We start from the raw sequence: 25,748 nt of genomic DNA on the forward strand, positions 1-25,748 counted from the left end.
ATAGGACCATTGAAAAACATATTAAAATCCTATGAAAAAGTTGTTTTTGATTCTATTTCTTGGACTGATCTCAATAGGGGCGTATCCCACTGAGCTGGTTTCCATGATCCAGACGTATCAGGCAGATCGTGGTGCACTGGCCCGATTATACACCAATCGGCTCTCCGCAGAGTATTTTTCACGAATGGAATCCTTCAACCAGGATTACCTGAAAAGCCTGCAAACTCAGAACTATGACGCACTCTCCGAAGATGGAAAAATCGATTATGTCCTTTTTCGAAATTATTTGGAAAAGGAACTGGCGACATTGGATTTGGATAAACGCGCTTTCCTGGAAATTCAGCCTGTGGTCGCTTTTGGAAAACAGCTTGAGGAGTTTGTCCTCGCTCGCCGGAGAGCCAAGCAGCCCAATTCACAAGAATTGGCAGCCATCTGGAATCAAGTCTCAAAAACCATTGATGCGCAATTGAAAGCTTTACCCAATTCAGCAAAATATGATTCTTGGCAAAAAGCGGACTTAGCGGCCTCTGCGGTGGAAAGTCTAAATCGTGTGACCAAAGAAGCCTACGATTTTTACTTCGATTACGATCCGGAATTCACTTGGTGGATGCCCGAGCCTTGGAAAAAGCTGGATGCTAGCATGAAAGCGTATGCCAAAGGATTGCGGGAGCACTATACCAATTCTGTCAAAGACGACGGCAGCGGCATTATCGGTAAACCGATTGGCCGTGAAGCACTGGAAAAGCAATTGGCCTTTGAAATGATAGCCTATTCACCTGAGGAACTGATCGCCGAAGCAGAGAAGCAGTTTGCTTGGTGCGAAAAAGAAATGCTCAAAGCCTCCAATGAACTGGGTTTTGGAAATGATTGGAAAGCTGCCCTGGAAATGGTCAAAAACACCTATTTGCCTTCTGGAGCTTGGCCGGAGGAAGTGGCGAGATTGGGGGAAGAAGCCATCGAGATCATGGAGAAAAATGACTGGATCACAGTTCCTGAATTGGCAAAGGAAACTTGGAGAACGACCATGATTTCTGCCGAGCGGCAGCGCGTGAGCCCGTTCTTCTTAGGTGGTGAGGTGATTCAGATATCCTATCCAACCTCCGAAATGAGCCATGAGGAAAAAATGATGTCCATGCGCGGAAACAACCCACATTTTTCCCGAGCAACTGTTCAGCACGAATTGATTCCGGGTCACCATTTACAGCAGTTTATGAATCAGCGCGTGATGACGCATCGTCGGATGTTCGGAACACCCTTTTGGACCGAAGGCTGGGCGCTGTACTGGGAGTTTGTGCTGTGGGATCGGGATTTTCCCCGCGATGCCAAAGATAAAGTCGGCATGCTCTTCTGGAGAATGCACCGCTGCGCACGGATTATTTTCTCCCTGAATTATCACTTGGGGAAAATGACTCCTCAGGAGTGCATTGACCTGTTGGTGGACAAAGTCGGGCACGAATACGCCAATGCTGAGGCGGAAGTCAGACGATCATTTGAAGGAAGCTATGGACCGCTGTACCAGATCGCCTACATGATCGGTGCTTTGGAAATCTACTCGATGCGAGCTGAAATGGTGGATTCCGGGAAGATGGGCGAAAAGGAATTTCATGATCTCATTATGTCCCAAAATGCGATGCCGATTGAAATCTTGAGAGCTAAAGTCACTGGCAAACCTTTGGACAAAAACCATAAGGCAAGCTGGAGGTTTTTGGATTGAATCAGCTTTGAAGAAAAAAACGTAAATTCGACTACTTCTCAATTTTAAATGGTAATCCTGTGAACGCAGAAAAACTCAAGCTTAATCTTATCCAACGAGTGATGAGGATTGAAAAAACCGCAACCTTGGAAAGGATTGAGGATTTAATGATCCAAGAAGAAATGGAGGCAAGATTCCAAGAATCTTTGGAGGATATTAAAGAAGGGAGAGTTCATTCATTGGAAGAATTTAAACAAATGAATGAAAAATGGTGGAAGGAACGAGATATGAAATAATATTCACGCGGTCGGCCATTTTAAGGTACCAAAACGAAGTTTATCCATATCTAAATTCAAACTTTAGTCGGAATCGATTTTCGAGATTGACTTTGAAATTTTTGAGAAAGTTGGAACGCTACAACATCAACCGCATCGTACTTCAAGGGAGAAGACTTTTGTCGAGGATCCAAAAAAAGTAAGGTTTTTGCTATATCGAGCTTCTAGAAATTTTGAACTTAAGATTTTATTTTTTGTAGATGAATTAACTAAAAAAGTTACTGTTACCGATTTTTTCCCGACAAAAATGAATCCCACAAGAATCAAATCATAAAAAAAAAGAGGGCCGAATCAGCCTTCTTTTTTTGTATAAACTTAACCAATATGAAGATTTAGAATTCTGTAGGGGCTTCTTCTTTTTTATCTTTCAGGGTAATAATGATCACGCCGTTTTTGCCTTTTTCTCCAAATTTAACTGTGGCTGATTCCCCTTTTAGCACCTCGATACTTTCGATATCATTGGGATTGATGTCTTCAAAGCTTGAAAATTCCTTTAGCCCATCTTTTGTCTTTAGAAAATATAGAGGCGTCGATTCTGTGGAGTTTGGACTAGTTTGAATGTAAACACTTGATTTTCCTGATCCAGCAAGAGATTCTTTTACCATTGCATTGTGGGTTACGTGACTGGGATCCTTACCAATTCGATATGAGTTGCTAGGAATAGTCAGGGCTGTTGCGGTGCCTTTTGGAGCATATTCCCATGAAGTTACTCTTCCCAGAACTTTGGTTTTACCTAACTCACTAATCTGATTTTCTGTCAGCTCATTTTTGATCGCCACCAAGGTGGAAAGTTGCTTTTTCTTCAACTGATTTTCCAGATTCAGGACAAGGTCCATTTGTTTGGTGACTGCCGCAGGATCAGGTTTTGTTTGAGCCAAAAGCTTCTCCAGCTTAGCGGTTTCTGCATCCAAGTCCCATTTTAAAGTACTGAAATCAGCTGCATTGGCACTGTGGATTTTCTTGATTTTGGTGGCCTGATCATCAGTCAAAGAGATCTTGTCTCGATTTTTCATGATCAGGTCAGCGGAGTAGAGGTGTTCCTGAAACATATCTTGTGCATTGGCAAGATTTGCAGTCAGAAAAAGGAGCAGGAAAAGGGACTTTTTTACCATGGATAAATAGGTTTAGTTCGAGTTGGTTTAGTATTCAGCGAGTAAGGAGGAGGTAGGGGATTCCCAAGTCTCCAAGTATGTCTTTTCTTCAATGAGAATCTGAAGTTCATGATTTTCATCTTGTTGGAGTGTAATGATGATGACCTCTGCTGGTGGTTCGGCGATGATTTCCTCCTGTGGCATAAGCAAATACCCAAGCATCAGGGTGGCTGCTATCCCAACAGGAATCCACCACTTAATGGACCTGGTTATTACCTTTTCAGGGAAAACAGGAATGGTCAAATTTTGATCCGCTGCTTTCATCTGATCAAAGAAGGCCCGTATATCTTTTGTTGATTCGTTGTCTTTCATTATTTCTCGATTCTCAGTCTTTCAATCCATTCTTTCAGTCTTTTTTTTCCCCGGTCGTAATGCGTGCGGACGGTGCCGATGTGCAATTGCATCACCTCTGCCGTTTGCTCCAAAGTCATGTCATGATAAAACACCATCAGCAGAACCTCCTGCTGCATTCTTGGAAGTCGCTTGACCAAGGCTTCGTAGTTAGTCTCCTCCGATTCTGTTTCTTCAAGGACTATTTCAGGTTCATTTTCGATACTGCTCCATTTTCCTGCTTTCCTCAATTCATCGATGGCCGTAAAACGAATGATCGAAAACAACCACGTTTTTGCATGATGATCATGGTTGAGTTTTGCTTTGCCTTCCAAAACTTTCAGATAAACCATCTGAACCACATCCTTTGCCATCTCTCCGTCAAACCCACAGCATTGTCTTGCCCACAGGTAGGCTTCTCGATGGTGCTGTCGGAGTAAAGTTTCGAGTTGGCTTTGATTCATTTACACTACTTAATCGAGATAGTGATTGATTTATATGACAGGGACTTCAAAAAAAGTTGGAATGTTGTAAAGTGGAAAGGTTGATAGGTTGGGGCAACTTTGCAACTTTGCCACATTACAACTTTGCAAATCCTCCATGTGGCAGCAACTCATCAGGCAATTTCGACATTATCTCAAATTGGAACGCTCGCTCAGCGAAAATTCTATTGAAGCCTACTCCCGGGATGTGGAGAAGTTGGCGGCTTTTTCTGAGATAGAATTTGCCGGAAAAAGTCCCTTGGAACTGGAACTGGAGCATCTTCGTCGCTTTGTCAATGCTTTGGCGGCTTTGGAGATTTCCCCTTTTTCACAAGCAAGAATTATCTCTGGGATCAAGGCTTTTTATCGATTTCTCGTGTATGAGGATAAGATCAAAGAAGATCCTGCCCAACTGCTCGAAGCCCCAAAACTTGGGCGCAAACTTCCTGACACCCTCAGCTTTCAGGAAATCGAACTCTTGTTGGAAGCTATTCCGCTTGGAGAACCAGAGGGTCACAGAAACCGGGCGATGCTGGAGATGCTTTACAGCTCTGGTTTGCGAGTCAGTGAGTTGGTGGAACTTAAAAAGAGTCAAATTTTCACTGAAATCGGCTTTTTGAAGATCGTAGGGAAAGGAAACAAGGAGCGGCTGGTGCCAGTGGGAAAAGATGCCCTGAAGTATCTCAAAATCTATCAGGAGGAAGTTCGGGTACATCAGACTCCGACCAAAGGGCATGAGGAATTTGTTTTTCTCAACCGGAGAGGGCAAAAATTGACTCGGGTGATGGTTTTTCTGATCATAAAAAAAACAGCAGTGCAGGCTGGAATCAAGAAGAACATCAGCCCGCATACCTTTCGGCATTCTTTTGCGACGCACTTGATTGAAGGAGGGGCAGACTTACGTGCGGTGCAGGAAATGCTTGGTCACGAAAGCATCACGACTACCGAGATTTATACGCATTTGGACAGGGATTACCTTCGGCAGGTACTGACGGAGTTTCACCCGAGAAAATAAGGAATTACGGTTTCTTGCGCGTAGATGCTTCGACCGGCTCGGCTCAAATTTTGATTTTTTTTAGGGAACCTAATTCACCTATTGTCGTCTTTGATTAATTAAAATCAGATTAATGATAAAACTATTTCAAGCACTACTTGTACTGTCATTTTTTGCTTCCTGCACTTCGTCTAAAATTTTCACTGCCCGAACTTGTATGGTTTGCATGCAACCTGATGATGGGGTATTGGTTCTTCCTCTGGCTTGGGAGCCAAGCTTTCGTCAGCTCAGTGTCACTCAAAAAAATCAGATCGAAAGACAAATCCTGGCCCTGCTGAAAAATGAAGGATTTCAAAACGTTGAGCTTCTGGACCGCTTGGATTATGAGCTTTTAAGAGAAAGAATCAAAGACTTAAATGATCCGATGCAACGAGAAAAACTTTCTTCAAAATTGGGATACAGCTACCTTATTGGCTTAACTCTCGGGCCAACCCGTGTGGGAGAAACTTGGGGTTACCAAACTCCTCAAGAAGCCTATGAATTGGCTCCCGTCCCTGATATGGAAATCAGCTCAGTATTGCGAATGGTCCTGATCTCCACTGAAACGGGCCAAATCGAATCAGATTTCATCATTACCTCAACCAATTCTGGATTTAGTACCCGAGATAAAGAAGGCGGTATGGATTATCAAAATTATGCTGAGCTATTTGGAGTCATTCAGCATGGAGTGACCAAAGGAATCAAAAACTTGGTCAAAGGATGTAGGTGTTAATCGGGTTGAGGTTTGGTGGATATGAAATCCAAAATCAAATTCGGATCCGGACAGTTTTCCTTATAAAACTCCAAATCCTTTTCGGCTGCCACGCCGGGATAATCCCCCCAGTTTTCTCCTAAGTCCCACATCAATTGGAAGTGCAAATGAGGCGGCCAGTCTCCGTTTTCCGGAAAAGGCCCCACGTGGCACAGTATTTCTCCAGCTTTTAGCTTCATCCCAATTTCCAGTTTGGTTAAGTCAGTTTGAAAAAGATGTCCATAAAGGGAGAAAAGCTTTTTGCCGGCAAGGGAATGTTCTAAAATGATCGTCGGACCATAATTGCCAAATCCTGCATTATCCTGAAAGCTGTGAACTTTCCCTGCAAAAGGCACATAAACCGATGCCCCGGCTGCTGTCCAGATGTCAATACCGAGATGGATATTGCGAAAATCAGATGCAGCTGTCGCAAAAACTTCGCTTCTCCGATAGATCGCTCTTTTTTCCAGATAGCCACCGATTCCATATTTTTTATCCTTCAACTGGCTGAACACATACCGATTGAATGCTTCGGTATTGGATAGATCGACAGAAGTTAACGCATGATTCTCCGTAGTAAAATCGAGCGTTACCGTATTTTTTGTAGTAAGGATTTCTCCCATGACGGGGAAAAAGTCAAAGTCGGTCCAGTTCATAGGTTCAAAAGTAGGAAATGAACCTTCAGTCTCGGTAAGTAATTCCCAAAATTCAAAAAGAGAAAGTCAGAAATATAAAATTGAAAGTCAGAAATATAAAATTTAGCAACTTTTTGGTTTCTGAACTTTTCTTGCCCAATATGGCTATCTGCATGCTGCAAATGCCTGTTTTCAGAGTTTTTTGGTCAAGTCTTTCAGCTTTCTGTCTTTATACTTCTGCTTTTATCCTTTCCCCTTCGGATAATTTTTCTAATTTTGCGCCAATTTGGACGTAAGTATTTTCTCTCTCTATCCCACTTTATAATGCCTAAAGACAATAGCATCAAACACATTCTCATCATCGGTTCAGGTCCCATTGTCATCGGTCAAGCTTGCGAATTTGACTATGCAGGCTCTCAGGCCGCCCGCTCACTTCGTGAAGAAGGGATTACCGTGACCCTGATTAACTCCAATCCGGCCACGATCATGACTGACCCGGTCACTGCTGACAATGTGTACCTGCTTCCTCTGGACAAGAAATCCATCAAAAAAATCCTGACAGATCATCCGGATATCGATGCGGTTTTGCCGACTATGGGAGGACAGACTGCTTTGAACCTTGCTATTGATTGCGATAAAGCAGGAATTTGGAAAAATTTTGGTGTAAAGATGATCGGGGTGGATATCGCTGCGATCGATACGGCCGAAAACCGTGAAAAATTCAAGGCGCTGATGGAAGAAATCGGTGTTGGCGTCTGCAAAGGCGATACGGCTACCTCGTTCCTTCAGGGAAAAGAAATCGCTCAGGAGATTGGGTTTCCGCTAATCATCAGGGCTTCCTATACACTCGGTGGGGCAGGTGGAGCCTTTGTCGAAAAAGAAGAAGATTTCGAAAAACACCTAAGCGCTGGCCTTCAAGCTTCTCCGGTACATGAAGTGCTGATCGAGCAGAGCATTATGGGCTGGAAAGAATACGAGCTTGAGGTGATGCGGGACAATATCGGAAACATGATCGTGATCTGTTCCATTGAAAACTTTGACCCTTGTGGGGTTCATACAGGGGATTCGATCACTGTTGCGCCTGCGTTGACGCTTCCTGATACAGTGTATCAGCAAATGAGGAATCATGCGATCAAGATGATGAACAGCATTGGGAACTTTGCCGGAGGCTGTAATGTGCAGTTTGCTGTAAGTCCCGATAATCAGACCATCATTGGGATCGAGATCAACCCACGGGTATCTAGATCTTCAGCTTTGGCTTCAAAAGCTACAGGATACCCAATCGCAAAAGTTGCTGCCAAGCTTGCCATCGGGTACAACCTGGATGAGCTTAGTAACTCAATTACGAAAACAACTTCTGCATTTTTTGAACCTACGATCGACTATGTGATCGTGAAAATACCAAGATGGAACTTTGACAAGTTCAAAGGATCTGACCGCAGACTTGGACTTTCGATGAAGTCTGTTGGTGAGGTGATGGGGATCGGTCGCAATTTCCAAGAGGCGCTTCAGAAGGCCTGTCAATCACTTGAGATCAAACGAAACGGTCTCGGAGCAGATGGCAAAGAACTCAAGGATCAGGCACAGATTCTCTACTCACTGGCCAATCCAAGCTGGAATAGACTATTTCATGTCTACGATGCGTTCAAACTTGGAATTTCCTTCCGTACGATCCACGATTTGACCAAGATCGACAAATGGTTTCTCCGACAGATCGAAGAGCTTGTTCATCTGGAAGCTGAGATTTCAAAATACAAAATCGACACAATTCCATTTGAACTGATGGATTCTGCCAAGAAAAAAGGGTATGCGGATCGTCAAATCGCACACTTGGTTGACTGTCTTGAAAGCGAAGTATTCAACAAGCGCTATGAGGAAATGGGAATCAAGCGTGTGTATAAGCTGGTTGACACCTGTGCAGCTGAGTTTAAGGCGAAGACTCCCTATTACTATTCTACTTTCGGAGATGAAAATGAATCAGTTAAGTCCGATAAGAAGAAAATTGTGGTTTTAGGTTCGGGCCCCAACCGAGTGGGTCAGGGTATTGAGTTTGATTACTCCTGTGTCCATGGAGTTTTGGCAGCCAAAGAATGCGGCTACGAGACGATCATGATCAACTGTAATCCTGAGACCGTATCGACAGACTTTGACATAGCGGACAAGCTTTACTTCGAGCCGGTTTTCTGGGAGCATATCTATGAGATCATCCTTCAGGAAAACCCAATTGGGGTCATCGTTCAGCTGGGAGGTCAGACTGCTTTGAAACTCGCTGAAAAGCTGGATAAATACGGCATCAAAATCATCGGGACTAGCTTTGAAGCCTTAGATTTGGCTGAAGACAGAGGACGGTTCTCTACACTCTTGAAAGACATAGGAATCCCTTACCCAGAATTTGGTACTATTCATAACACCGACGAAGCGCTTGAACTTTGCAAGACGATCGGATTCCCGCTGCTGGTTCGGCCAAGCTATGTATTGGGTGGTCAGGGCATGAAAATCGTGATCAATGAGAAAGAACTCGAGCAGCACGTAGTCAATGTATTGCGGGATATTCCAAACAATGAAATCTTGCTTGATCATTTCCTTGAAGGAGCCATTGAAGCAGAAGCAGATGCAATCTGCGACGGTGAAAATGTGTACATCATTGGAATCATGCAGCACATCGAGCCTGCCGGTATTCACTCTGGAGATTCTTACGCCGTATTGCCTCCTTACAATCTAGGCGATCTGGTGATTCGTCAGATAGAGACTTATACCCACAAAATTGCCCTTGCGCTCAAAACTGTCGGACTGATCAATATTCAATTTGCGATTAAAAACGACAAGGTTTACATCATCGAAGCAAACCCGCGGGCTTCCCGCACAGTGCCGTTTATCTGCAAAGCGTATCAGGAACCTTATGTCAATTATGCCGTAAAGGTGATGCTAGGAGAGAAAAAAGTTACCGACTTTGAATTCAAACCTTTCAAAAAGGGTTATGCTATCAAAGAACCTGTGTTCTCTTTCCATAAATTTCCGAATGTCAACAAGGAACTGGGACCAGAAATGAAATCTACAGGCGAAGCGATCTACTTTATCGATGACCTGATGGACGATTATTTCTTGAAAATCTATTCTGAGCGAAATATCTACTTGAGTAGATAATCCAGTCCAAAAAACGAAAAAGCCTTGGTTAAATTTCTCATCATTATTCTCGGAGTGGGTTGGCTTTTAGGCCAACTCATCCGCTATTTTCTTCGGACCAAACTCGCCAAATTTGCCCGGCAGGTAAATGAAGCAGCAATGGAACAGCAGCGTGCGCAGCAGCAAGCATCACGACCAAAGAATTCAGTAAATGTGGATTTTATTCCCAGAGAGGAACTCGAAAAACGAAAAAAGGACATTGAAGGCGGGGAATACGTCGATTATGAAGAAGTGAAGGAGTAATTCTTCACTTTTTTTATTTTATCCTTTTACACCAAAAAACCTTGAATCCACTTCCTGTTTTAGTTCCAATCAAAAAGTCCTCCCCACCGTCTTTCAAACCAAGTTTCTTCTTTAGTTCTTCTGCACCAGTGACATAGTTGCGGCAAATAACATTTGCTTTTCCTGAGGGAAAAAGCGATTTGATTTCCAGCTTTTTAGGAGAAATCTCTTTGATAATTTCAAAGACACGTCCTGGGATTTCATCAGGTATCAAATGTCCCGTGTAGAGATGGCTGTTTTTGTCCAGCTTTCGAAGTCCAAACCGTTCTCCGAAAAGCGAAAAAGCTCCGGCTTTCAATATCCCACTCAAAGGTTCAAACAGGTATTGTTGGGCTTCGCCAAACATGGAACTTGCATTTTCTTCTTCTTTTAGGCTGAATTCAAATCTTGGAGCATCACTTTCCAGATCGACTACTTCTATTTTTTTCGTTTCGCTGCCATGAGCTTTTTGCCAATAAAGTAAAATCTCTTTCACTTCATTTTTCACTGAGACCACGGTGATTTTTTGAATGTCCGGCAATTCACTCCAGGCCTGAGTGAGGTCAAGCATCGGTGAAACTTTGAGTAGAACTTTATCGGCTTTCTGTTTCAACAGCGGCCAAGCACTGACTACATCCGGTTCACAGTCCTGAAGCTTGTAGAGCTTTTGATTGCCGATTCCTCTTCTAGCCGGATCGGCATAGATCAGGTCAAAATACAAGTTCGTTCCTTTTAGAAACTGTACCCCGTCTCCTTCATGAAATTCAAATTTTCCAGGATTTAAGAGTTCCAGATTGTGGCTGGAAAGCTGAAAAAGCTCGGTTTGCCTTTCGCAGTAAATGGCCTTTTCAAACCCCTGACTCAAATAATGAACATCTACGCCAAATCCTCCTGTCAGGTCAATCATCAAGGAACCGGAAAGGTTTTCCGCTTTGTGTTTTGCGGTGATTTCAGAGGAACTTTGCTCCAAAGAAATGGAAGAAGGAAAAATCAATGAAGGATTGCCCGTCCACTCAGATAGTTTTTTGGTAGTTTTTTGTCTGGCAGAAATCTGCTGAACGGCCTCCTTTAAGTCAAAATTGACTTTGCCTTGGTATTTAAAAAGCAAAAGTGCAGGATCTTCGCTACGATGATCCTGCACAAATTTTCTGAATTCAGCGCTATTTACCTCGCTGAGGTCCATTACACTAATCCTTTTTCCAATAGGTATTCTGCAATCTGAACGGCATTGGTAGCGGCACCTTTTCTAAGGTTATCTGCCACAATCCACATGTTCAGCGTGTTAGCCTGGGATTCATCTCGTCTTAATCGGCCTACAAAGACCTCATCTTTCTTATGTGCAGTAATTGGCATCGGATAGACAAAGTTGGCAGGATCGTCCTGCACGATCACACCAGGCGCTGATTCCAATAAGGTTCTCACTTCAGCCAAATCAAAATCTTCTTTAAACTCCACATTTACCGATTCAGAGTGTCCGCCCATGGTTGGGATTCGAACCGTCGTAGCAGTCACATTTATGGTGTTGTCGGAAAAGATTTTCTTGGTTTCGTTGATCATTTTCATCTCTTCCTTGGTGTAGCCATTTGGTTGGAATACATCAATGTGAGGAAGGACGTTCATATCAATCTTATGTGGGTAGACCATTTGAGGGGTCTCTCCGGCACGTTCTGCCATCATTTGGTCCACGGCTGCCTTGCCGGTACCTGTCACAGACTGATAGGTGGACACAACGATCCGCTTGATGCCATAGCGCTGTCGCAAAGGCTCCAATGCAATCACCATTTGAATGGTAGAGCAGTTTGGATTTGCGATGATTTTATCCTCAGTACTGATTTCTTTGGCATTGATTTCAGGAACGACCAATTTTTTACTTGGATCCATTCTCCAAGCAGATGAATTGTCGATCACAAATGTGCCAGCCTCTGCAAATTTTGGGGCCCATTCTAGGGAAGTACTTCCTCCTGCAGAGAAAATTGCAATTTCAGGTCTGGCTGCTACTGCTTCGGACAGACCGATTACAGTGTGTTGTTTACCCTTGTACTCAATCTGTTTTCCAACTGATCGCTCAGAGGCGACGAGTAGCAGTTCGGAATAAGGGAAGTTATGCTCAGCGAGCACTTCGAGGATTTCGGTGCCAACAAGGCCGGTTGCACCTACTACAGCCAGTTTCATTTGATAATAATTTTATTTTGGTCTGCAAAAGTAAGGACTACAGCTTCATTTTCAGGATTGTGGGCAACTTTTTTCAGATGTTTTGATGATTCCTTGGAATATTTATTTTTTAAATTTTATATATTTAGGTATGGCTTTTTGAGTGATTTTTATGCAAAAGCATTTTTTAAAGAAGCTCGCATTTATTTCCCTGTTTTTCCTTGAACTGGGAATAACCGAATCATTTTCCCAAAGGCAAGACTTTGAAGGTGATTTTCAGGTATCCTCTAATCCGGAGGAATTCCTTCCGGGTTGGCTGGGAAATGATGTAAGAGCGACATCTGCCCGGATTTTTCAGATCTCTAATCAAGGAAGAAATAACAGCCGCGCACTAGCTGTCCAGCCGATTAGTTCCTTTGACGGCAAAATTTGGGTAAGGTTGAACCCTTCAAGTTTCGAAAACCCGAGGGTGGAATTTTTTGCAAAAACCCTCCAAAATGGTTCTGGCAATCGACCTGTTTTGGTTTTTTATTCTTGGGGAGAAGGTCTTGAGGGAGCTTTTTCTGAGCCCATTCAAATCGGCGAAAATCAAGAATTCTCCAATGAGACTCGGGATTTCAAAAAATACACGATTGATCTTCCTGAAATTTATAAAACTTCAGAAGAGGCGATTTTAAGTTTGGAAATTCGCTATGGAGCTGGATCCGGAAGTTCTGCCCGATGGATCATGGATGATTTCGAGTTTGGAGACATCGAAATAGATGAAACTCCCCCAACTGTACTTGCAGTCAAAGGGTACGATTCCAATTCGCTCCTCATTCAGTTTTCTGAGAATGTTGATCCGGTATTTTCAATTCTCCCTTTAGCATATGAATTGGATGAGGTAAATCCCGATGAGATCCAGTTGAAAAACGATTCTGTTGTAGTGATTACTTTGGGCCAAAATTTAGAATCCGCAAAGTCCTATAACCTGATCGTCAGACAAATTCCGGATTTGGAGGGGAATTTTCTCAAGGATACAACCCTTAATTTCACGTTTTTTGATCCTACAGATATTCCACCAAAATCACTAGTAATCAATGAAATCATGCCCTCACCGCGTGCAGATCAAGACCTTCCCAATGTGGAATACATCGAGCTTTTTCATGCAGGTGATACAGAATTACGCTTGGGAGGCGTATCGCTTTCAAATTCTCGATCCACTGTAGTACTTAATGAATATTGGATCAATCCGGGAGAGTATTTGATCTTGGCACCCGATAATCAGGCGAGTCAATTCAGTGATTTTGGAAAAGTATTGGCGGTAGCCAATTGGCCAACTCTACTCAATTCTGGTGATGAAATAGTCTTGAATTCAGCAGATGGTTCACGTATTGACCAGATTTCGTATTCGACCGCCACTTGGGGGGAAAGTGAATTTGCAAATGGAGGATATAGTCTTGAAGTGCCTAATCCCTTTTTGCTTTGTGAGAATTCGTTATACTTAAAGCCTTCGAGTGCAGAAGCCAGAGGAACGCCAGGAAGCCAAAATGCCGTTTTTGATCTAACAGCTTCTCTGGCTTCTCCGGAGTTGATTTCTGGATACTTCAGAGATTCTACCACTATTTCACTTTTGTTTTCAGTTCCTTTTTTGCAAAATCTGAATCTTGAAAATGTCCAGATTTCTCCAGTCCTGAAGGTGGACAAGGTGGTGTATCAATCCGCTGTTGAGGTGCTTTTTTTGCTTCAAAGCCCAGCGGACTCAAATCAAATCTATCTCCTTCAGCTGAATGGGTTGCTAGATTGCTTTGGGAATGAATTAGATACGCAATCGATCGAATTGGTTCGGCCACAGTCGGCCGATCTTGGAAATGTGATCATCAATGAAGTGCTTTTTAATCCTAAAACTGGAGACCCAAAATTTGTTGAAATCCGGAATACCACCCAGAAACATTTAGATCTAGCGGGTTTTGCCTTGGCAAATGTAAACGCTGCAGGAGAAGTGGATCAACTTAGGGTCTTTGGCAGTCAAGGGAAGATCCTATCTCCAGAGTCATACTTGGCGATCACTACCGATGTGAATGCCCTGAGACTATCTTATCCTAAGTCCGCCGAGAAGAATTTAATTCAAATCCCAAGTTTACCGAGTTATCCCATTGGTGGTGGCACGGTGGTATTGGTAAATCCCACAGGAGAAGTGGTGGAATCTTTTGACTACGATGAAGATCTGCATCATCCTCTGTTGAGAGATCCCAAAGGGGTTTCCTTGGAGCGCATTTCTTCAGATTCTCCTGCATCTGTTCGGTCCAATTGGCAGTCAGCTTCGGGAAATGAGGATTATGCTACACCAGGAAAAAGGAATTCACAAAATCTGGAGTCAGAATTTGAATCTGAATTGATTCAGCTAGATCCGGAGATTTTTGACCCGGAAGGAAGTGCCGGAGCGACATTTACTACTATTCGGTATGAATTAGGTGAACCGGGTTGGGTGGGGACATTTAAGATTTACTCCGCCGCGGGTCAGTTGATCCAAACACTCTCACAAAACCAAATCCTTGGTACGGAAGGGTTGTTGACTTGGACAGGAACAGATTCAACGGGGAAATTGGTCAGAGCTGGGTATTTTGTTTTGGTTGCAGAGCTTTATGAGCCGAGTGGCGGATTGAAAGTGATCAAAAGAACAATTGTTGTGGCTACTCGGCTTTAATTTCACTTTTTGATTGGTTAAAATGCAGTTTTTAAGTATTTTAACGAAGCTAAACCCTTGATCATGAATCGTGACCTGATTACCCTGGCTTTGCAAGAGTTTGTTCTGAAAGAAGGAAAAGAACTCAATGAAGTGCAGCAATACTTAAGAATGAAGCATAGGCTTGATGTAGACCAATTGGTTTTGAAAAGAAGGCTTGAAAAAATACTTCAAACCGAAAAGGCTGTTGCCTAAAAGTTTTATTTTTTTGATCAAAAGATCGCTTATTCTGGCATTGTGAAATCGCACCATTTGAAATAAGGATGTAATAGCCTGACAATGAACAGCTACTCGGATTTTGAATTTTTCTGATTCGTTTTTTTCACTAAAGTATGAAACCCCATTTTTTTTTAATTTTTGCAAATCTCAAAGTCCAACGTATTTTAGGGAACCAAACCCAAAATTTTCCGTCCCAGAACTATTACCAAAAGCATCTTTGATCATGAGTCAAGAAGAAAAAACAGCATATTCTCAGGAAGAGCTTAAAGAATTTGAAGTCATTATTCATCAGAAACTGGCCAGTGCAAAGGAAGAACTTACTTCACTCAAAGAGAGCTTGAGTAAAAAAAATGATACTGGGACAGATTATACCGCTTCCACGTCGAAGTTATTGGAAGATGGTGCAGATACCCTTGAGCGGGAAAGCCTTAGCCAACTTGCTGCCAGACAACAGAAGTTTGTCATAAATCTGGAAAATGCGCTGATCCGAATCAAAAACGGGACCTATGGAATCTGTGTTGATACAGGAAAATTGATCTCCAAAGAGAGGCTCAAGGCCGTTCCTCACACGATGCATTCTATTGAAGCCAAACTTGCCAAAAAGTAATCGTGGATTACCTCCATCGGCATATTGAGGCTTTGATTTTTTGTGCGCCGGAGCCAATTACCGTTTCGGAAATTTCAAAATGCCTATCTGAAATGTTCGATGCAGAAGTTGCTCTGGATCATATTGAGTCAGCAATTTATGAGTTGCGTAAAAAATACAATCAGGAGGACTTCTCCTTCGCTTTGGAGCATCTGGGTGGAGGATATCAGTTTCTGACTAAGCCAGCTTATCAGTCGAGTATTAGCATTCTGCTTCGTCAGCAGTCGCAGAAGCGGCTCTCTACTGCTCAGCTGGAGACACTTTCAATCATTGCTTACAAACAACCCATCACTAAAGGAGAAATCGAGCAGATCAGAGGAGTAAACAGTGACTATTCTGTTCAAAAACTTTTGGAAAAAGAACTGATTGAAATCAAAGGGAAATCTGAGGGAGTCGGAAAGCCGTTAATTTATGGCACATCTAATAAATTCATGGAATATTTTGGAATCAATTCCATCCAAGATTTGCCTCAGCCGAAAGACTTTTCCCAACCAGAAAATCAAATCGGGGAAGAGCGAGATTAATTTTAGATGGGCTTGACTTTTGCCAGCCTCGATACAAGGTATTTTCTACCGCTTTTAACCTCCTCACATACTATCCGAGTTCTTCTCGTTTCACCTTTTTTGAATATTCTACCTGTCAGGAGGAATTCTTTTCCCGGTAAAAGATCTGAAAGAAAAATGAGGTCAGATTTAGAATCACTTTTCAGATCATACTTGCTCATCTCCTTCATCAGGAATAAATCCCGAGCAGAACTAGCTGAGGGGTTTAGCATGTGCGTCCTGAGGGGAATAAGGATGTCCTTCGGAAATACCGAATCGATTAAAATGGGACTCATTAATTTTTGAAACTCATTTTTCCATTCCATACCATGAGGAGCAAGTGTGCTTCCAAACTTTTCGAAAGTGCGCAAATGAGCAACCTCATGGATGTAGGTCAGAACGAATTGAAATACATTCAAATCCGAATTGATGGTGATGGTTTGGATTTTTCTGTCTCTTTGGTACCGAAAATCGCCAAATTTAGAAGATCTTGGTTTTTGAACCTTGAAAAAAAAAGGAGTTCTCTCCCAAAGACTAATGCAATATGAGACGGCTCCGAGTGGTATATGCTTTTCAAAAAGTTTGGTGAGCTGCTCTTTAGATGTCATGTCCCCCAAAAATAAAAAAAGAGTCCCGATTTCGGGACTCTTAATTTCTTTCCGTTTTCGGATGAATTACTGAGCTGGAGTAGCAGCAGTAGTGTCAGCAGCAACAGCAGTAGTGTCTACAGCAGGAGCTTCTTCAACAACTGGAGTCTCTTCAACTACTACAGTTTCTTCAACTGTAACTTCTTCTGTTGTCTTGTTACCGCAAGAAGCAGTAGCGATCAAGCCAGCGATTGCGAAAATTGCAAATACTTTTTTCATTTTTTGTGGTTTTCTTAATTACACCGCAAATGTACTGGTATTATTCATAATAGTACAAGCGCCATCCAAATATTTTTTATTTGTTTTTGTAAACAATTTTTATAGGAACTCCCTCGAAATCAAAGTTTTCTCTCAGTCGGTTCTCCAAATACCGAGTATAAGGTTCCTTGATGTATTGTGGTAGATTGCAAAAGAAGGCAAATACCGGATTTTTGGTAGGTAATTGGGTTACATATTTAATCTTGATGTATTTTCCTTTCCATGCCGGAGGTGGGTATTTTTCGATCTCCTGGAGTAGGATATCATTCAACTTTGAGGTGGTAATTCTGCGGGTTTTATTTTCATACACCTTGGTTGCCAATTCAATAGCTTGGAAAATTCGCTGTTTTTCCACCACTGAGGTGAAAATGATCGGAATCCATTTATTTTCCCCCAGTCTGTCGATCATGTCATCCTTGATTTTCCCCATGGTTTTGTGATCTTTCTCGATCAGATCCCATTTATTTACCATGATCATGACTCCCTTGTTATTTTTAATGGCAAGGCTGATCAAATTGATGTCTTGAGCTTCCAAACCCCGGGTAGCATCTACCATGACTATGATCACATCGGACTCTTCGAGGGTTCTGAGAGATCGCATCACTGAATAGAATTCTACATCTTCCTTCACTTTGGCCTTTTTTCTGATGCCCGCCGTATCGGTAATTATAAAGTCCTGACCAAAAAGCTTATATCGGGTGTGAATAGCGTCACGTGTAGTTCCAGCTTCGTCAGTGACGATAGATCGCTCATGCCCCAGTAGTGCGTTTAGGAAAGATGATTTTCCGACATTCGGTCTTCCTAGGATTGAGATTTTGGGAATTCCTGCATCAGGATCTTCTATTCCTTCATCTTGGAAGTGCTTTACGACTTCATCAAGGAGTTCTCCTGTACCACTTCCACTTGCGGCTGCAATGGGGTAAATTTCAAAGTCGCTGATTCCAAGAGAATAAAACTCATGGGCCATCATCGCTTTCTCCCGGTTGTCCGCCTTATTTGCGACAATGAACAAGGGTTTTTTACTTCCCCTGAGTTCATTGGCGAATTCCATGTCCAGATCGGTCAACCCGTCAATACAGTCCACCACAAACAGGATGACATCTGCCTCTTCGATGGCAAGTTTTACTTGCTTTCGGATTTCTGCTTCGAAGACATCCTCAGAACCAGTTACATAACCTCCAGTATCGATTACAGAGAAGAATTTGCCAGACCATTGGGCGTGCCCGTAATGTCTGTCACGAGTGACTCCGCTCATGTTATCCTCAATGGCTTTGCGCTCTTCTACCAGTCGGTTGAAAAGTGTGGATTTGCCGACATTAGGTCTGCCAACGATTGCTACAATATTTGCCATGATTAAGATGGGTCGTACCCGAATTTTTTTAGTTTTAATTTATTTTTGCGCCAGTCCTGTTCGACTTTGACGAAGGTCTCCAGAAACACTTTTTTCCCGAAAAACTTCTCCAATTCCGCTCTGGACTCAATCCCGACTTTTTTCAGCATTTTTCCTTTATCTCCGATCAGGATGCCTTTTTGGCTGTCCCGCTCACAAAAGATGGTTGCCCTGATTTTGATTATGGATTCCTCTTCATAGAAATCCTCAATCGAAACTTCAGTGCTGTATGGGATTTCCTTTTTGTAGTTTGTGAAAATCTTTTCCCGAATGATCTCGGAAGCAAAGAACCGTTCTGGCCGGTCAGTTAGTTCCTCTTTGTCATAATAGGGCGGGTGTATGGGCAATCTATCGAGGATTTCTTGGATAATCCGCTCAGTATTGAATTTCTCCAATGCCGAAATAGGAATTACACTTACAGACTTGATTCGTGAGGTCCAATAGGCAGTTACTTCGTCGAGTTGACCTTCTTTAGCTAGATCGATCTTGTTAATCACCAATAGTACCGGAACCCCGGATGCGTTGATTTTGGTGATCACATCCTCGATTTCCTCCTCGGTTTCATACAGGTCGGTGACAAAAACGATGACATCCGCATCTTCCAAGGAGATGTTGACAAAGCTCATCATATTCTTATGAAGCTCATATTTTGGTTTGAGCATCCCAGGCGTATCAGAAAAAACGATTTGGTATTCGTCTGTATTGATCAGCCCGAGGATCCTATGACGGGTGGTTTGAGCTTTGGATGAAATGATTGAAAGGCGCTCACCCACAAGGATATTCATGAGTGTGGACTTGCCGACATTGGGCTTGCCTACAATATTTACAAATCCGGCTTTATGCGTTGGGGAAAGCATTTTTATTATTTTTTTTTGCAAAGGTACTTGATTTTGGAGAGATAGTCCTTACCTTTGCATCACAATATCGCGGGATGGAGCAGTTGGTAGCTCGTCGGGCTCATAACCCGAAGGTCACAGGTTCGAGTCCTGTTCCCGCTACTAAAAACCCCTTATACAAAATGTATATGGGGTTTTCTTTTTTAGCCTATTTGGAGGGTTTAGAAGCCTTTTGATTCATTTTTATATTGAAAAAATCTTCCTCTATGTTCAAAAAAGAAAAATCCAATTTTTACTCTGCGTTTTTGGAATAAAAGGCTGCTATTGCCTCCCAGTCCTCATCTGAGCATAAAGGGATGTAGTTAATCTTAAATTTTAGAAGTTTTTCCTGACGGGATTTTAAGATTTGAGCACTCTTCGCCAATTTTTTCTGAAAAAAAATTCTTGAAAGCCCTGTCTTGATCTTTGAAGCTGCTCTTCTGTGGATTCTTCGAGCTGCTAGATAATTTGCTCCTTTGACTGCGAGCCTGGGAAGATTTTTTTCCTTCTGGTCCTGTTGCTTAAAAAACTTTCCTCCACTTTTTAAAAATTCGTTACTTGCCCTTACCACTTGCTTCTCCTTTCACTTTTGTTTATTCCCAAATTGAATTTAACTACAAGGTAAGCATCTCGGAATTCTCAAAAATACCCAGTACTGGGTATTTTTGAGAATTCCAGCTCACTAGCAAAAACAATTACGATACGTTTGATGTTCTTGGATCTTTTTTTAAAAATTTATTTTTCACGATCCTCAATTTTTAAGCTACAGCAAAAAAATGGGTGCAAAGGGAAAGATAAAAAAGGGTCTAATTTGGTCTTGAGAGTTTGTTGTATTTCTTCCGATATTCCACTGGAGTGATTCCTGTGACTTTTTTGAAAGTCATTCGAAAAGCCTTCGAATCCGTATATCCGACGTCAAACATCACTTCATTTATGTTTTTCAGGCTTCCTTCAAAGCTTCGTTTTGCAGCCTCAATCTTTACACGTTGGATGTATTCCAGTACAGAGTTGTTGGTGACCCGCTTGAATCGCCGCTCAAAACTTCTTCTTCCTATGGCCACGGCCTCTGCTAGTTCTTCTATGGAGATTCGCTGATCGAAGCGTTCCTCGATGATTTCTTGGGCTTTTCTTATTTGCGGATCTGCATGGTTTTTTTGTCCTTGAAAAATGGCAAATGAGTTTTGGTTGGCTCGGTCAATATCAATTGCAAAATATTTAGAGAGAAGGATAGCCATTTCGCGGTCAACAAACTTTTCAACCAAGTGCAACAGCAAATTCCAGTAGGAATTGGCCCCGCCACTCGAATAAACCCCTGAATCCTCGGTTACAATGCTACCGTCCATCACTTCTACATCAGGGAATTGCAACCGAAACCGATCCATGAATCCCCAGTGGGTGGAGCATTTTCGACCGGTCAAAATCCCTGTCGATGCAAGAAAAAATGCACCAACGCAGAGGGAAGCTATTTCAGCTCCGGATTTAAACTGGGATTGAATCCATGGAATAAATAATTTGTTGGCTTCAATCGCCAAGTCAAAATCACCGAATAATGGAGGAATTATGATTAAGTCAGCGTTGCCAGTTTGATTTAAGAGCACGTCGGGCTTTATGGAAAATCCAGCAGATCCCGGGTGGATTTGACTTGAAATGCCTACGAGTTGAGTTTCGAAAACAGGAGATTTTCCTTGTTGATGTAAGAAAAAATTAACCGTGTCAAAACAATATTGAGTTCCGGCGATAGCTTGGACCACTGAATGCTCCATAGCTAGGATGTAAATTTTTTTCATCCTTAAATGTAAAAATTACTGTCGCAAATCACCCTTTGATTGTCTGAAATGTGTAGGCATTTCGCCAAAAAAGGATTGTAGGTTTGTACTTTAATGTTCTTGAATACAGCACTATGTCAACTAAACCGAAATCAAAAATCACTGTCGTAGCAGAAATCTCTGCTCCTGTAAACCAAGTTTGGACTGCCTATACCTCTCCTTGGCATATCGTCAACTGGAATTGTGCAAGTGAAGACTGGCATTCTCCGTCTGCCAAAAACGAACTGGAACCGGGTGGTAGTTTCTCCTATCGAATGGAGGCGAAGGATGGGTCGATGGGATTCGACTTTGAAGGAGTATTTCAAAAAGTCCAACCCAATGAATTGCTGAGCTATGTCATGGCCGATGGGCGTGAAGCTTTTGTTGAATTTGAAGATCGAGGCAAGGGGACTAAAGTGACAGTACTATTCGAAGCAGAGGAGATGAATTCTGAAGAATTACAGCGTGAAGGTTGGCAGGCAATCCTTGACAATTTCAAGCAGTACGTTGAAGGCTTTCAGCATGATTCCATGCATTTTGAAATAGAAATCGAGGCTCCAGTTTCCAGAGTTTTTGAACTCATGCTGGCGGATAAATCCTACCGGGATTGGACCACAGCATTTTCTCCCGGATCCTATTTCAAAGGAGACTGGATAAAGGGTTCTAAAATTCTTTTTCTCGGTCCGGGACCTGACGGCAAAGAAGGGGGGATGGTGTCAAGAATTGCTGAGTGTATCAAAGACAAGTATGTCTCCATTGAGCATCTGGGACTCTATGCGGATGGAAAGGAAATCACTTCTGGTCCGGATGTGGAAAGTTTTGCAGGTGCTACCGAGAATTACAGTTTCCTAGATAAGGGAGATACTACCTTGGTCAAAGTCGACTTTATTTCGGGTGGAGAATACAAGGAAATGTTTGAGCAAATGTGGCCCAAAGCTCTTCAGAGACTAAAGGAAATCTGCGAACAATAACTCTCCGTCATGAAGACTCAAATTTATCACTGTATTTGGTCTGATGGGAAAGCAAAGGAGGCCGCTGAATTTTATGTTTCCATTTTTCCTCATGCAGAAATCCAAGAATCAAATTCCCTAGTGACTACCTGGTCATCGTCCGGACAGCAGTTTATGATGCTGAACGGAGGACCAATATTTCATCCGAATCCTTCGATTTCTTTTTATTCTGTTTTGGATTCAGAAATGCAAATCAATGAAATATGGGGTAAATTAAGCCAGGGAGGAAAAGTGCTCATGCCCTTGGATGTCTATCCATGGGCATCCCGATACGGATGGGTGGAGGATCAATATGGAGTAAGCTGGCAGCTGACTCTGGACAAGCCCGAAGGTATTTCTGAACGGTATTATCCAGCATTTATGTTTACAGGATCTCAATTTGGTCAGGCTGAATCTGCCATTAACCATTACCTATCGATTTTTGAAGATGCCTCACTTCGGTTTATTTCTCGATATGGCGCAGATCAGGCTTCGCAGGAAGGAAAAATCAACCATGCACAATTTATCCTCAATGAGCAGCTTTTTATTGCCATGGACAGCAATCTGGACCACAACTTCAATTTTACGGAGGGAGTTTCTTTAGTTGTGGAGTGTGAAAATCAGCAAGAAATCGACTACTACTGGAATGAATTAAGCCAAGGTGGCATCGAAAGCCAATGTGGATGGCTCAAGGATAGGTTCGGAGTTTCTTGGCAAATTGTGCCGGCTGTTTTAAAAAGCTTGATGTCTGATCCTGATCGTTCTCCCCGCGTGATTCAGGCTTTTTTAAAAATGAAAAAATTTGATATCGAGATGTTAGTAAATTCTTAAATTAATAAGGCTGTCTCATCGACAGCCTTATTTTACTTTTTTTTCAACGAATCCAAGGCATATTTCCCCGCACCAAAAGCCAGGATTCCTAAGAATACGCAAACATAAAGTAATGGCAGCTCTTTTTTGCCAAATGGATCATTCCAATGGGCATAAAATGCCGCAGTCAGCATCGTGATAATCAGAGGGATGGTCGCAAGTCTAGCTTTAAATCCAACCATGACCAAAACAGCGCAGATCACCTCTGCAAAAATTGCCATACCAAGCGAAATCTCAGGTCCTAATCCAAAAGGGTCTGCAAATTTCACAGGACCCTCACCAAGCAATCTGCCGATTTTTGGAATGCCGTGAGTCAGCATCATTCCGCCAGCTCCGAGTCGAATAAGTAGAAGTGTAAGGTCTTTCAATAAGTCGTTTTTCATAGCCGTCTAGTTGGTTTAAAGCGAACTTAAAATTTGATAAGGATTGATAAAAGAAGTTTTTGCCAAAAGTAGGGAAGACCCTGTTAACCGGAAAGATGGCCGGATACGATTCGGTCTTTCCCATTCAGGTCTTGAATGATTCGCACGTTATGGTAACCTAGATTTTCCAATAAACCGGAAACCATAGGGCCAAACCGTTCATTAATTTCAAAATAGATTCTTCCGGAGGATTTGAGAAGTTTTTTGCCCTTCTCAGCAATGATTTGGTAGAAAATCAAGGGGTCTTCATCTGAAACAAACAAGGCCAAATCCGGCTCAAAATCCAAGACATTAGCATGCATTTGTCCTTTTTCTTCGATAGGAATGTAAGGGGGATTGCTGACCAGAATATCCAGTTCGCTGAGCTCGGGGTTTTCTGAAAGTATATCACAGGTGAAAAAAGAAACCTTAGCGTGAAGCGTTTTAGCATTCTCTTTGGCGATTTCCAGTGCCGCAATGGAAATATCTAATGCAAATACTTCGGAATTTTTCATCTCCAAATCCAAAGTAATTGGAATGCATCCCGTGCCTGTGCCGATATCCAACACCCTTAAATTGGAGCTTTTGTTTTCTTTTAGAATTAAATGAACCAGCTCCTCGGTTTCATTTCTTGGGATTAGCGTTGCTGGAGAAACTTTAAATTCCCTCCCGTAAAAAGGCCCTTTGCCTAAAATATATTGAATAGGTTCGCCGGTTTTCAAGCGATAAAAATCATCCTTAAGCTCCTTTGAAAGATCCTTTTCCTCCAAGAATTGCATCATATCTACTCGTCTCAACCCGAGATGATGCTCCAAAAGCCAATTGACTAGATTTTGGGCTTCGGTAGATTCGTATTGAGTAAGCTGTATTGACCAGTTTTTGACTAGTTGCTGATAGGAAAGTGACATGCCCAAAGTTAAGTCAGGAATTCGTTTTTCTGGTTCGGATCCCAGAAGAACCTATTCCTCGGCATTTCCTCTTACCTTTGTAGCGAGATTCTGTTTTCCATGAAGTTACATAACAACACCATCCGCGGAGTACATACCGCATTGCAAGCCATTTTTGAAGAAGGTCAATATGCCGATAAGGTTATTGAACGTACGCTGAAGTCCAATCCTAAATGGGGAGCTCGTGACCGTTCATTTATAGCTGAGACTACTTATGAAATGGTACGCTGGTGGAGATTAATCGGTCATTTAAGTCCCTCCAAGGATTATTGGGACCTTTTTGGTACCTATTGGCTGATGCAAGGGAATCAACTTCCTGAGTGGGAAGAATTTGCACGGATCAATCCAGACAAATTGAAAGGCAAATACGAGTCCATCGAGGATCCTGCTATGCTGGAGTCCATTCCTGAGTGGCTTCACAAGTTGGGGAAAAGTGAACTCGGCGACCTTTGGGAAGCTGAAATCCATTCCCTAAATGAAGAAGCAGAAGTAGTACTTCGAGTGAATACCCTGAAAATCACGCGAGAGCAGTTGAAAAATCAACTCGCGGCGGATGGAATCAATACCTATATCGTAAAAGGATATCCGGATGCACTGATTTTGGAGCAGCGGGAAAATGTCTTTCGTCATCCTGCGTTTAAAGAAGGATTATTTGAAGTGCAGGATGCCAGTTCTCAACTCGTAGCGGCAGCTTTGGCCGTTGAGCCAGGAATGCGTGTGATCGATGCATGTGCAGGAGCAGGAGGGAAAGCGCTCCATCTGGCTGCTCTGATGGAGAACAAAGGAAAAGTTCTCGCAATGGATGTGGAGGAATGGAAACTCCAACAAACCAAGCTTCGAGCAAGGAGAGATGGCGTGTCGATCATCGAGCCCAAAGCAATCGAAGGCACCAAAACCATTAAACGCCTGAAAGAGTCTGCTGACCGCTTACTTCTGGATGTTCCTTGTTCTGGACTTGGCGTTTTGAGAAGAAATCCTGATACTAAATGGAAACTAAGCCTGGAATCCATTCAAAAAGTGCAGGAAACACAGCAGGAAATCCTTCAAACCTATCCTTCCATGCTTAAGCCGGGAGGACAGATGGTTTATGCGACCTGTAGTATTCTTCCTTCGGAAAATGAGCTACAAGTAAAAAAATTCCTGGAAAGTGAGGCTGGCAAGAATTTCGAATTGATCGAAGATAAAAAAGTACTTGCTCAGGAGAGTGGATTTGACGGTTTTTACATCGCAAGACTATTGAAAAAAGCAGCATCTGAATAAATAAATTCCGAGGACTGACACAAGAGTTTCTCTTGATTCTGGTGCAATCATTTTTTGATTCTAATCTTTCTTTTTGCTAAAGTCTAAGAAATAGTTAGAGTGAAAAAGGTGATTTTCGGATTTCAGAAATCACCTTTTTCAAAACCTTCTTTCAAATCAATCACTTTTG

General features: G+C 42.4%; 26 protein-coding genes and 1 tRNA gene. 14 read left to right on the forward strand and 13 right to left on the reverse strand.

What is annotated here, in order from left to right; all coding sequences use genetic code 11:
• Positions 1-31: 31 nt before the first annotated feature.
• Both DK188_RS14610 and DK188_RS14615 read left to right on the forward strand, forming a co-directional pair.
• Positions 32-1,714, forward strand: a complete 1,683-nt coding sequence (locus DK188_RS14610; RefSeq protein WP_111671576.1) for a DUF885 family protein — start codon at positions 32-34, stop codon at positions 1,712-1,714.
• Positions 1,715-1,773: 59 nt separating this feature from the next.
• Positions 1,774-1,989, forward strand: a complete 216-nt coding sequence (locus tag DK188_RS14615; RefSeq protein WP_111671577.1) for a hypothetical protein — start codon at positions 1,774-1,776, stop codon at positions 1,987-1,989.
• A gap of 371 nt (positions 1,990-2,360) precedes the next feature.
• Here the strand turns inward: DK188_RS14615 and DK188_RS21495 are convergent, their stop codons facing one another.
• Genes DK188_RS21495 through DK188_RS14630 form a run of 3 tightly spaced genes read right to left on the reverse strand, consistent with a single transcriptional unit; the run spans position 2,361 to position 3,973 of the window.
• A complete protein-coding gene (locus DK188_RS21495; protein WP_157963245.1) occupies positions 2,361-3,140 on the reverse strand; it encodes a Spy/CpxP family protein refolding chaperone in 780 nt (259 codons plus the stop codon).
• A 27-nt stretch (positions 3,141-3,167) separates the two neighbouring features.
• A complete protein-coding gene (locus tag DK188_RS14625) occupies positions 3,168-3,491 on the reverse strand; it encodes a hypothetical protein (RefSeq protein WP_111671578.1) in 324 nt (107 codons plus the stop codon).
• Positions 3,491-3,973, reverse strand: coding sequence for an RNA polymerase sigma factor (locus DK188_RS14630; RefSeq protein ID WP_111671579.1), 483 nt, complete (start codon positions 3,971-3,973; stop codon positions 3,491-3,493). Before DK188_RS14630 ends, DK188_RS14625 begins: the two co-directional genes overlap by 1 nt.
• A 136-nt stretch (positions 3,974-4,109) precedes the next feature.
• On the opposite strand from DK188_RS14630, the gene xerD reads away from it, so the two are divergent.
• Together xerD and DK188_RS14640 are read left to right on the forward strand one after the other, a co-directional pair.
• Complete coding sequence (gene xerD, locus DK188_RS14635) at positions 4,110-5,006, forward strand: site-specific tyrosine recombinase XerD (protein WP_111671580.1); 897 nt, start codon at positions 4,110-4,112, stop codon at positions 5,004-5,006.
• 112 nt (positions 5,007-5,118) lie between these two features.
• Positions 5,119-5,757, forward strand: a complete 639-nt coding sequence (locus tag DK188_RS14640) for a hypothetical protein (protein WP_157963246.1) — start codon at positions 5,119-5,121, stop codon at positions 5,755-5,757.
• Here DK188_RS14640 and DK188_RS14645 read toward each other — a convergent pair.
• Positions 5,754-6,431 (reverse strand): peptidoglycan DD-metalloendopeptidase family protein, encoded by a 678-nt coding sequence (locus DK188_RS14645; RefSeq protein ID WP_111671582.1) that lies wholly within the window; start codon positions 6,429-6,431, stop codon positions 5,754-5,756. The genes DK188_RS14640 and DK188_RS14645 overlap by 4 nt on opposite strands.
• Positions 6,432-6,734: 303 nt before the next feature.
• On the opposite strand from DK188_RS14645, the gene carB reads away from it, so the two are divergent.
• Together carB and DK188_RS14655 are read left to right on the forward strand one after the other, a co-directional pair.
• Complete coding sequence (carB, locus tag DK188_RS14650; RefSeq protein WP_111671583.1) at positions 6,735-9,554, forward strand: carbamoyl-phosphate synthase large subunit; 2,820 nt, start codon at positions 6,735-6,737, stop codon at positions 9,552-9,554.
• A 24-nt stretch (positions 9,555-9,578) separates the two neighbouring features.
• Entirely contained in the window at positions 9,579-9,836 is a 258-nt protein-coding gene (locus DK188_RS14655) for a DUF4834 family protein (protein WP_111671584.1), read from the forward strand.
• Between the two features lie 13 nt (positions 9,837-9,849).
• Here DK188_RS14655 and DK188_RS14660 read toward each other — a convergent pair whose 3' ends face one another.
• On the reverse strand, positions 9,850-11,037 hold the full coding sequence (locus DK188_RS14660; RefSeq protein ID WP_111671585.1) for a class I SAM-dependent methyltransferase: 1,188 nt from the start codon (positions 11,035-11,037) through the stop codon (positions 9,850-9,852).
• Positions 11,037-12,026: an aspartate-semialdehyde dehydrogenase gene (locus DK188_RS14665; protein WP_111671586.1), complete on the reverse strand. Its 990-nt coding sequence runs from the start codon at positions 12,024-12,026 to the stop codon at positions 11,037-11,039. The genes DK188_RS14660 and DK188_RS14665 overlap by 1 nt, the downstream gene beginning before the upstream one ends.
• Before the next feature lie 151 nt (positions 12,027-12,177).
• Between DK188_RS14665 and DK188_RS14670 the strand changes: the two genes are divergently transcribed.
• The 4 genes from DK188_RS14670 to scpB all read left to right on the forward strand — a co-directional run bounded on the left by DK188_RS14670 (position 12,178) and on the right by scpB (position 16,119).
• Entirely contained in the window at positions 12,178-14,691 is a 2,514-nt protein-coding gene (locus DK188_RS14670; RefSeq protein ID WP_111671587.1) for a lamin tail domain-containing protein, read from the forward strand.
• 63 nt (positions 14,692-14,754) lie between these two features.
• Positions 14,755-14,925: a hypothetical protein gene (locus DK188_RS21500; protein ID WP_157963247.1), complete on the forward strand. Its 171-nt coding sequence runs from the start codon at positions 14,755-14,757 to the stop codon at positions 14,923-14,925.
• Positions 14,926-15,172: 247 nt separating this feature from the next.
• Entirely contained in the window at positions 15,173-15,556 is a 384-nt protein-coding gene (locus DK188_RS14680; protein ID WP_111671589.1) for a TraR/DksA family transcriptional regulator, read from the forward strand.
• A 2-nt stretch (positions 15,557-15,558) separates the two neighbouring features.
• Positions 15,559-16,119, forward strand: a complete 561-nt coding sequence (gene scpB / locus DK188_RS14685; RefSeq protein ID WP_111671590.1) for an SMC-Scp complex subunit ScpB — start codon at positions 15,559-15,561, stop codon at positions 16,117-16,119.
• Positions 16,120-16,121: 2 nt separating this feature from the next.
• Here scpB and DK188_RS14690 read toward each other — a convergent pair whose 3' ends face one another.
• From DK188_RS14690 to era, 4 genes are all read right to left on the reverse strand, one after another.
• Complete coding sequence (locus tag DK188_RS14690) at positions 16,122-16,745, reverse strand: transcription elongation protein SprT (protein ID WP_111671591.1); 624 nt, start codon at positions 16,743-16,745, stop codon at positions 16,122-16,124.
• A gap of 66 nt (positions 16,746-16,811) precedes the next feature.
• A complete protein-coding gene (locus tag DK188_RS14695; RefSeq protein WP_111671592.1) occupies positions 16,812-17,003 on the reverse strand; it encodes a hypothetical protein in 192 nt (63 codons plus the stop codon).
• 76 nt (positions 17,004-17,079) lie between these two features.
• Complete coding sequence (der, locus tag DK188_RS14700; RefSeq protein ID WP_111671593.1) at positions 17,080-18,393, reverse strand: ribosome biogenesis GTPase Der; 1,314 nt, start codon at positions 18,391-18,393, stop codon at positions 17,080-17,082.
• A 2-nt stretch (positions 18,394-18,395) separates the two neighbouring features.
• Positions 18,396-19,289 (reverse strand): GTPase Era, encoded by an 894-nt coding sequence (era, locus tag DK188_RS14705; RefSeq protein WP_111671594.1) that lies wholly within the window; start codon positions 19,287-19,289, stop codon positions 18,396-18,398.
• A gap of 68 nt (positions 19,290-19,357) precedes the next feature.
• On the opposite strand from era, the gene DK188_RS14710 reads away from it, so the two are divergent.
• A tRNA-Met gene (locus DK188_RS14710) sits at positions 19,358-19,430 on the forward strand.
• A gap of 683 nt (positions 19,431-20,113) precedes the next feature.
• Here the strand turns inward: DK188_RS14710 and DK188_RS14720 are convergent.
• Positions 20,114-21,094, reverse strand: a complete 981-nt coding sequence (locus tag DK188_RS14720; protein ID WP_111671596.1) for a GlxA family transcriptional regulator — start codon at positions 21,092-21,094, stop codon at positions 20,114-20,116.
• A 113-nt stretch (positions 21,095-21,207) separates the two neighbouring features.
• On the opposite strand from DK188_RS14720, the gene DK188_RS21815 reads away from it, so the two are divergent.
• A complete protein-coding gene (locus DK188_RS21815; protein ID WP_111671597.1) occupies positions 21,208-22,083 on the forward strand; it encodes an SRPBCC family protein in 876 nt (291 codons plus the stop codon).
• A gap of 9 nt (positions 22,084-22,092) precedes the next feature.
• Positions 22,093-22,932, forward strand: a complete 840-nt coding sequence (locus tag DK188_RS14730; RefSeq protein WP_111671598.1) for a VOC family protein — start codon at positions 22,093-22,095, stop codon at positions 22,930-22,932.
• A 32-nt stretch (positions 22,933-22,964) separates the two neighbouring features.
• Here DK188_RS14730 and DK188_RS14735 read toward each other — a convergent pair whose 3' ends face one another.
• Complete coding sequence (locus DK188_RS14735) at positions 22,965-23,354, reverse strand: DoxX family protein (protein WP_111671599.1); 390 nt, start codon at positions 23,352-23,354, stop codon at positions 22,965-22,967.
• Between the two features lie 83 nt (positions 23,355-23,437).
• Entirely contained in the window at positions 23,438-24,280 is an 843-nt protein-coding gene (gene prmC / locus DK188_RS14740) for a peptide chain release factor N(5)-glutamine methyltransferase (RefSeq protein WP_111671600.1), read from the reverse strand.
• A gap of 99 nt (positions 24,281-24,379) precedes the next feature.
• Here prmC and DK188_RS14745 point away from each other — a divergent pair, with 99 nt between their 5' ends.
• Positions 24,380-25,579 carry an RsmB/NOP family class I SAM-dependent RNA methyltransferase gene (locus DK188_RS14745; RefSeq protein WP_111671601.1) on the forward strand — a complete coding sequence of 400 codons (1,200 nt, stop codon included), beginning with the start codon at positions 24,380-24,382 and terminating at the stop codon, positions 25,577-25,579.
• The last annotated feature ends 169 nt before the right edge of the window (positions 25,580-25,748 follow it).

The organism is Algoriphagus litoralis (assembly GCF_003259255.1).
Classification (GTDB): Bacteria; Bacteroidota; Bacteroidia; order Cytophagales; family Cyclobacteriaceae; genus Algoriphagus; species Algoriphagus litoralis.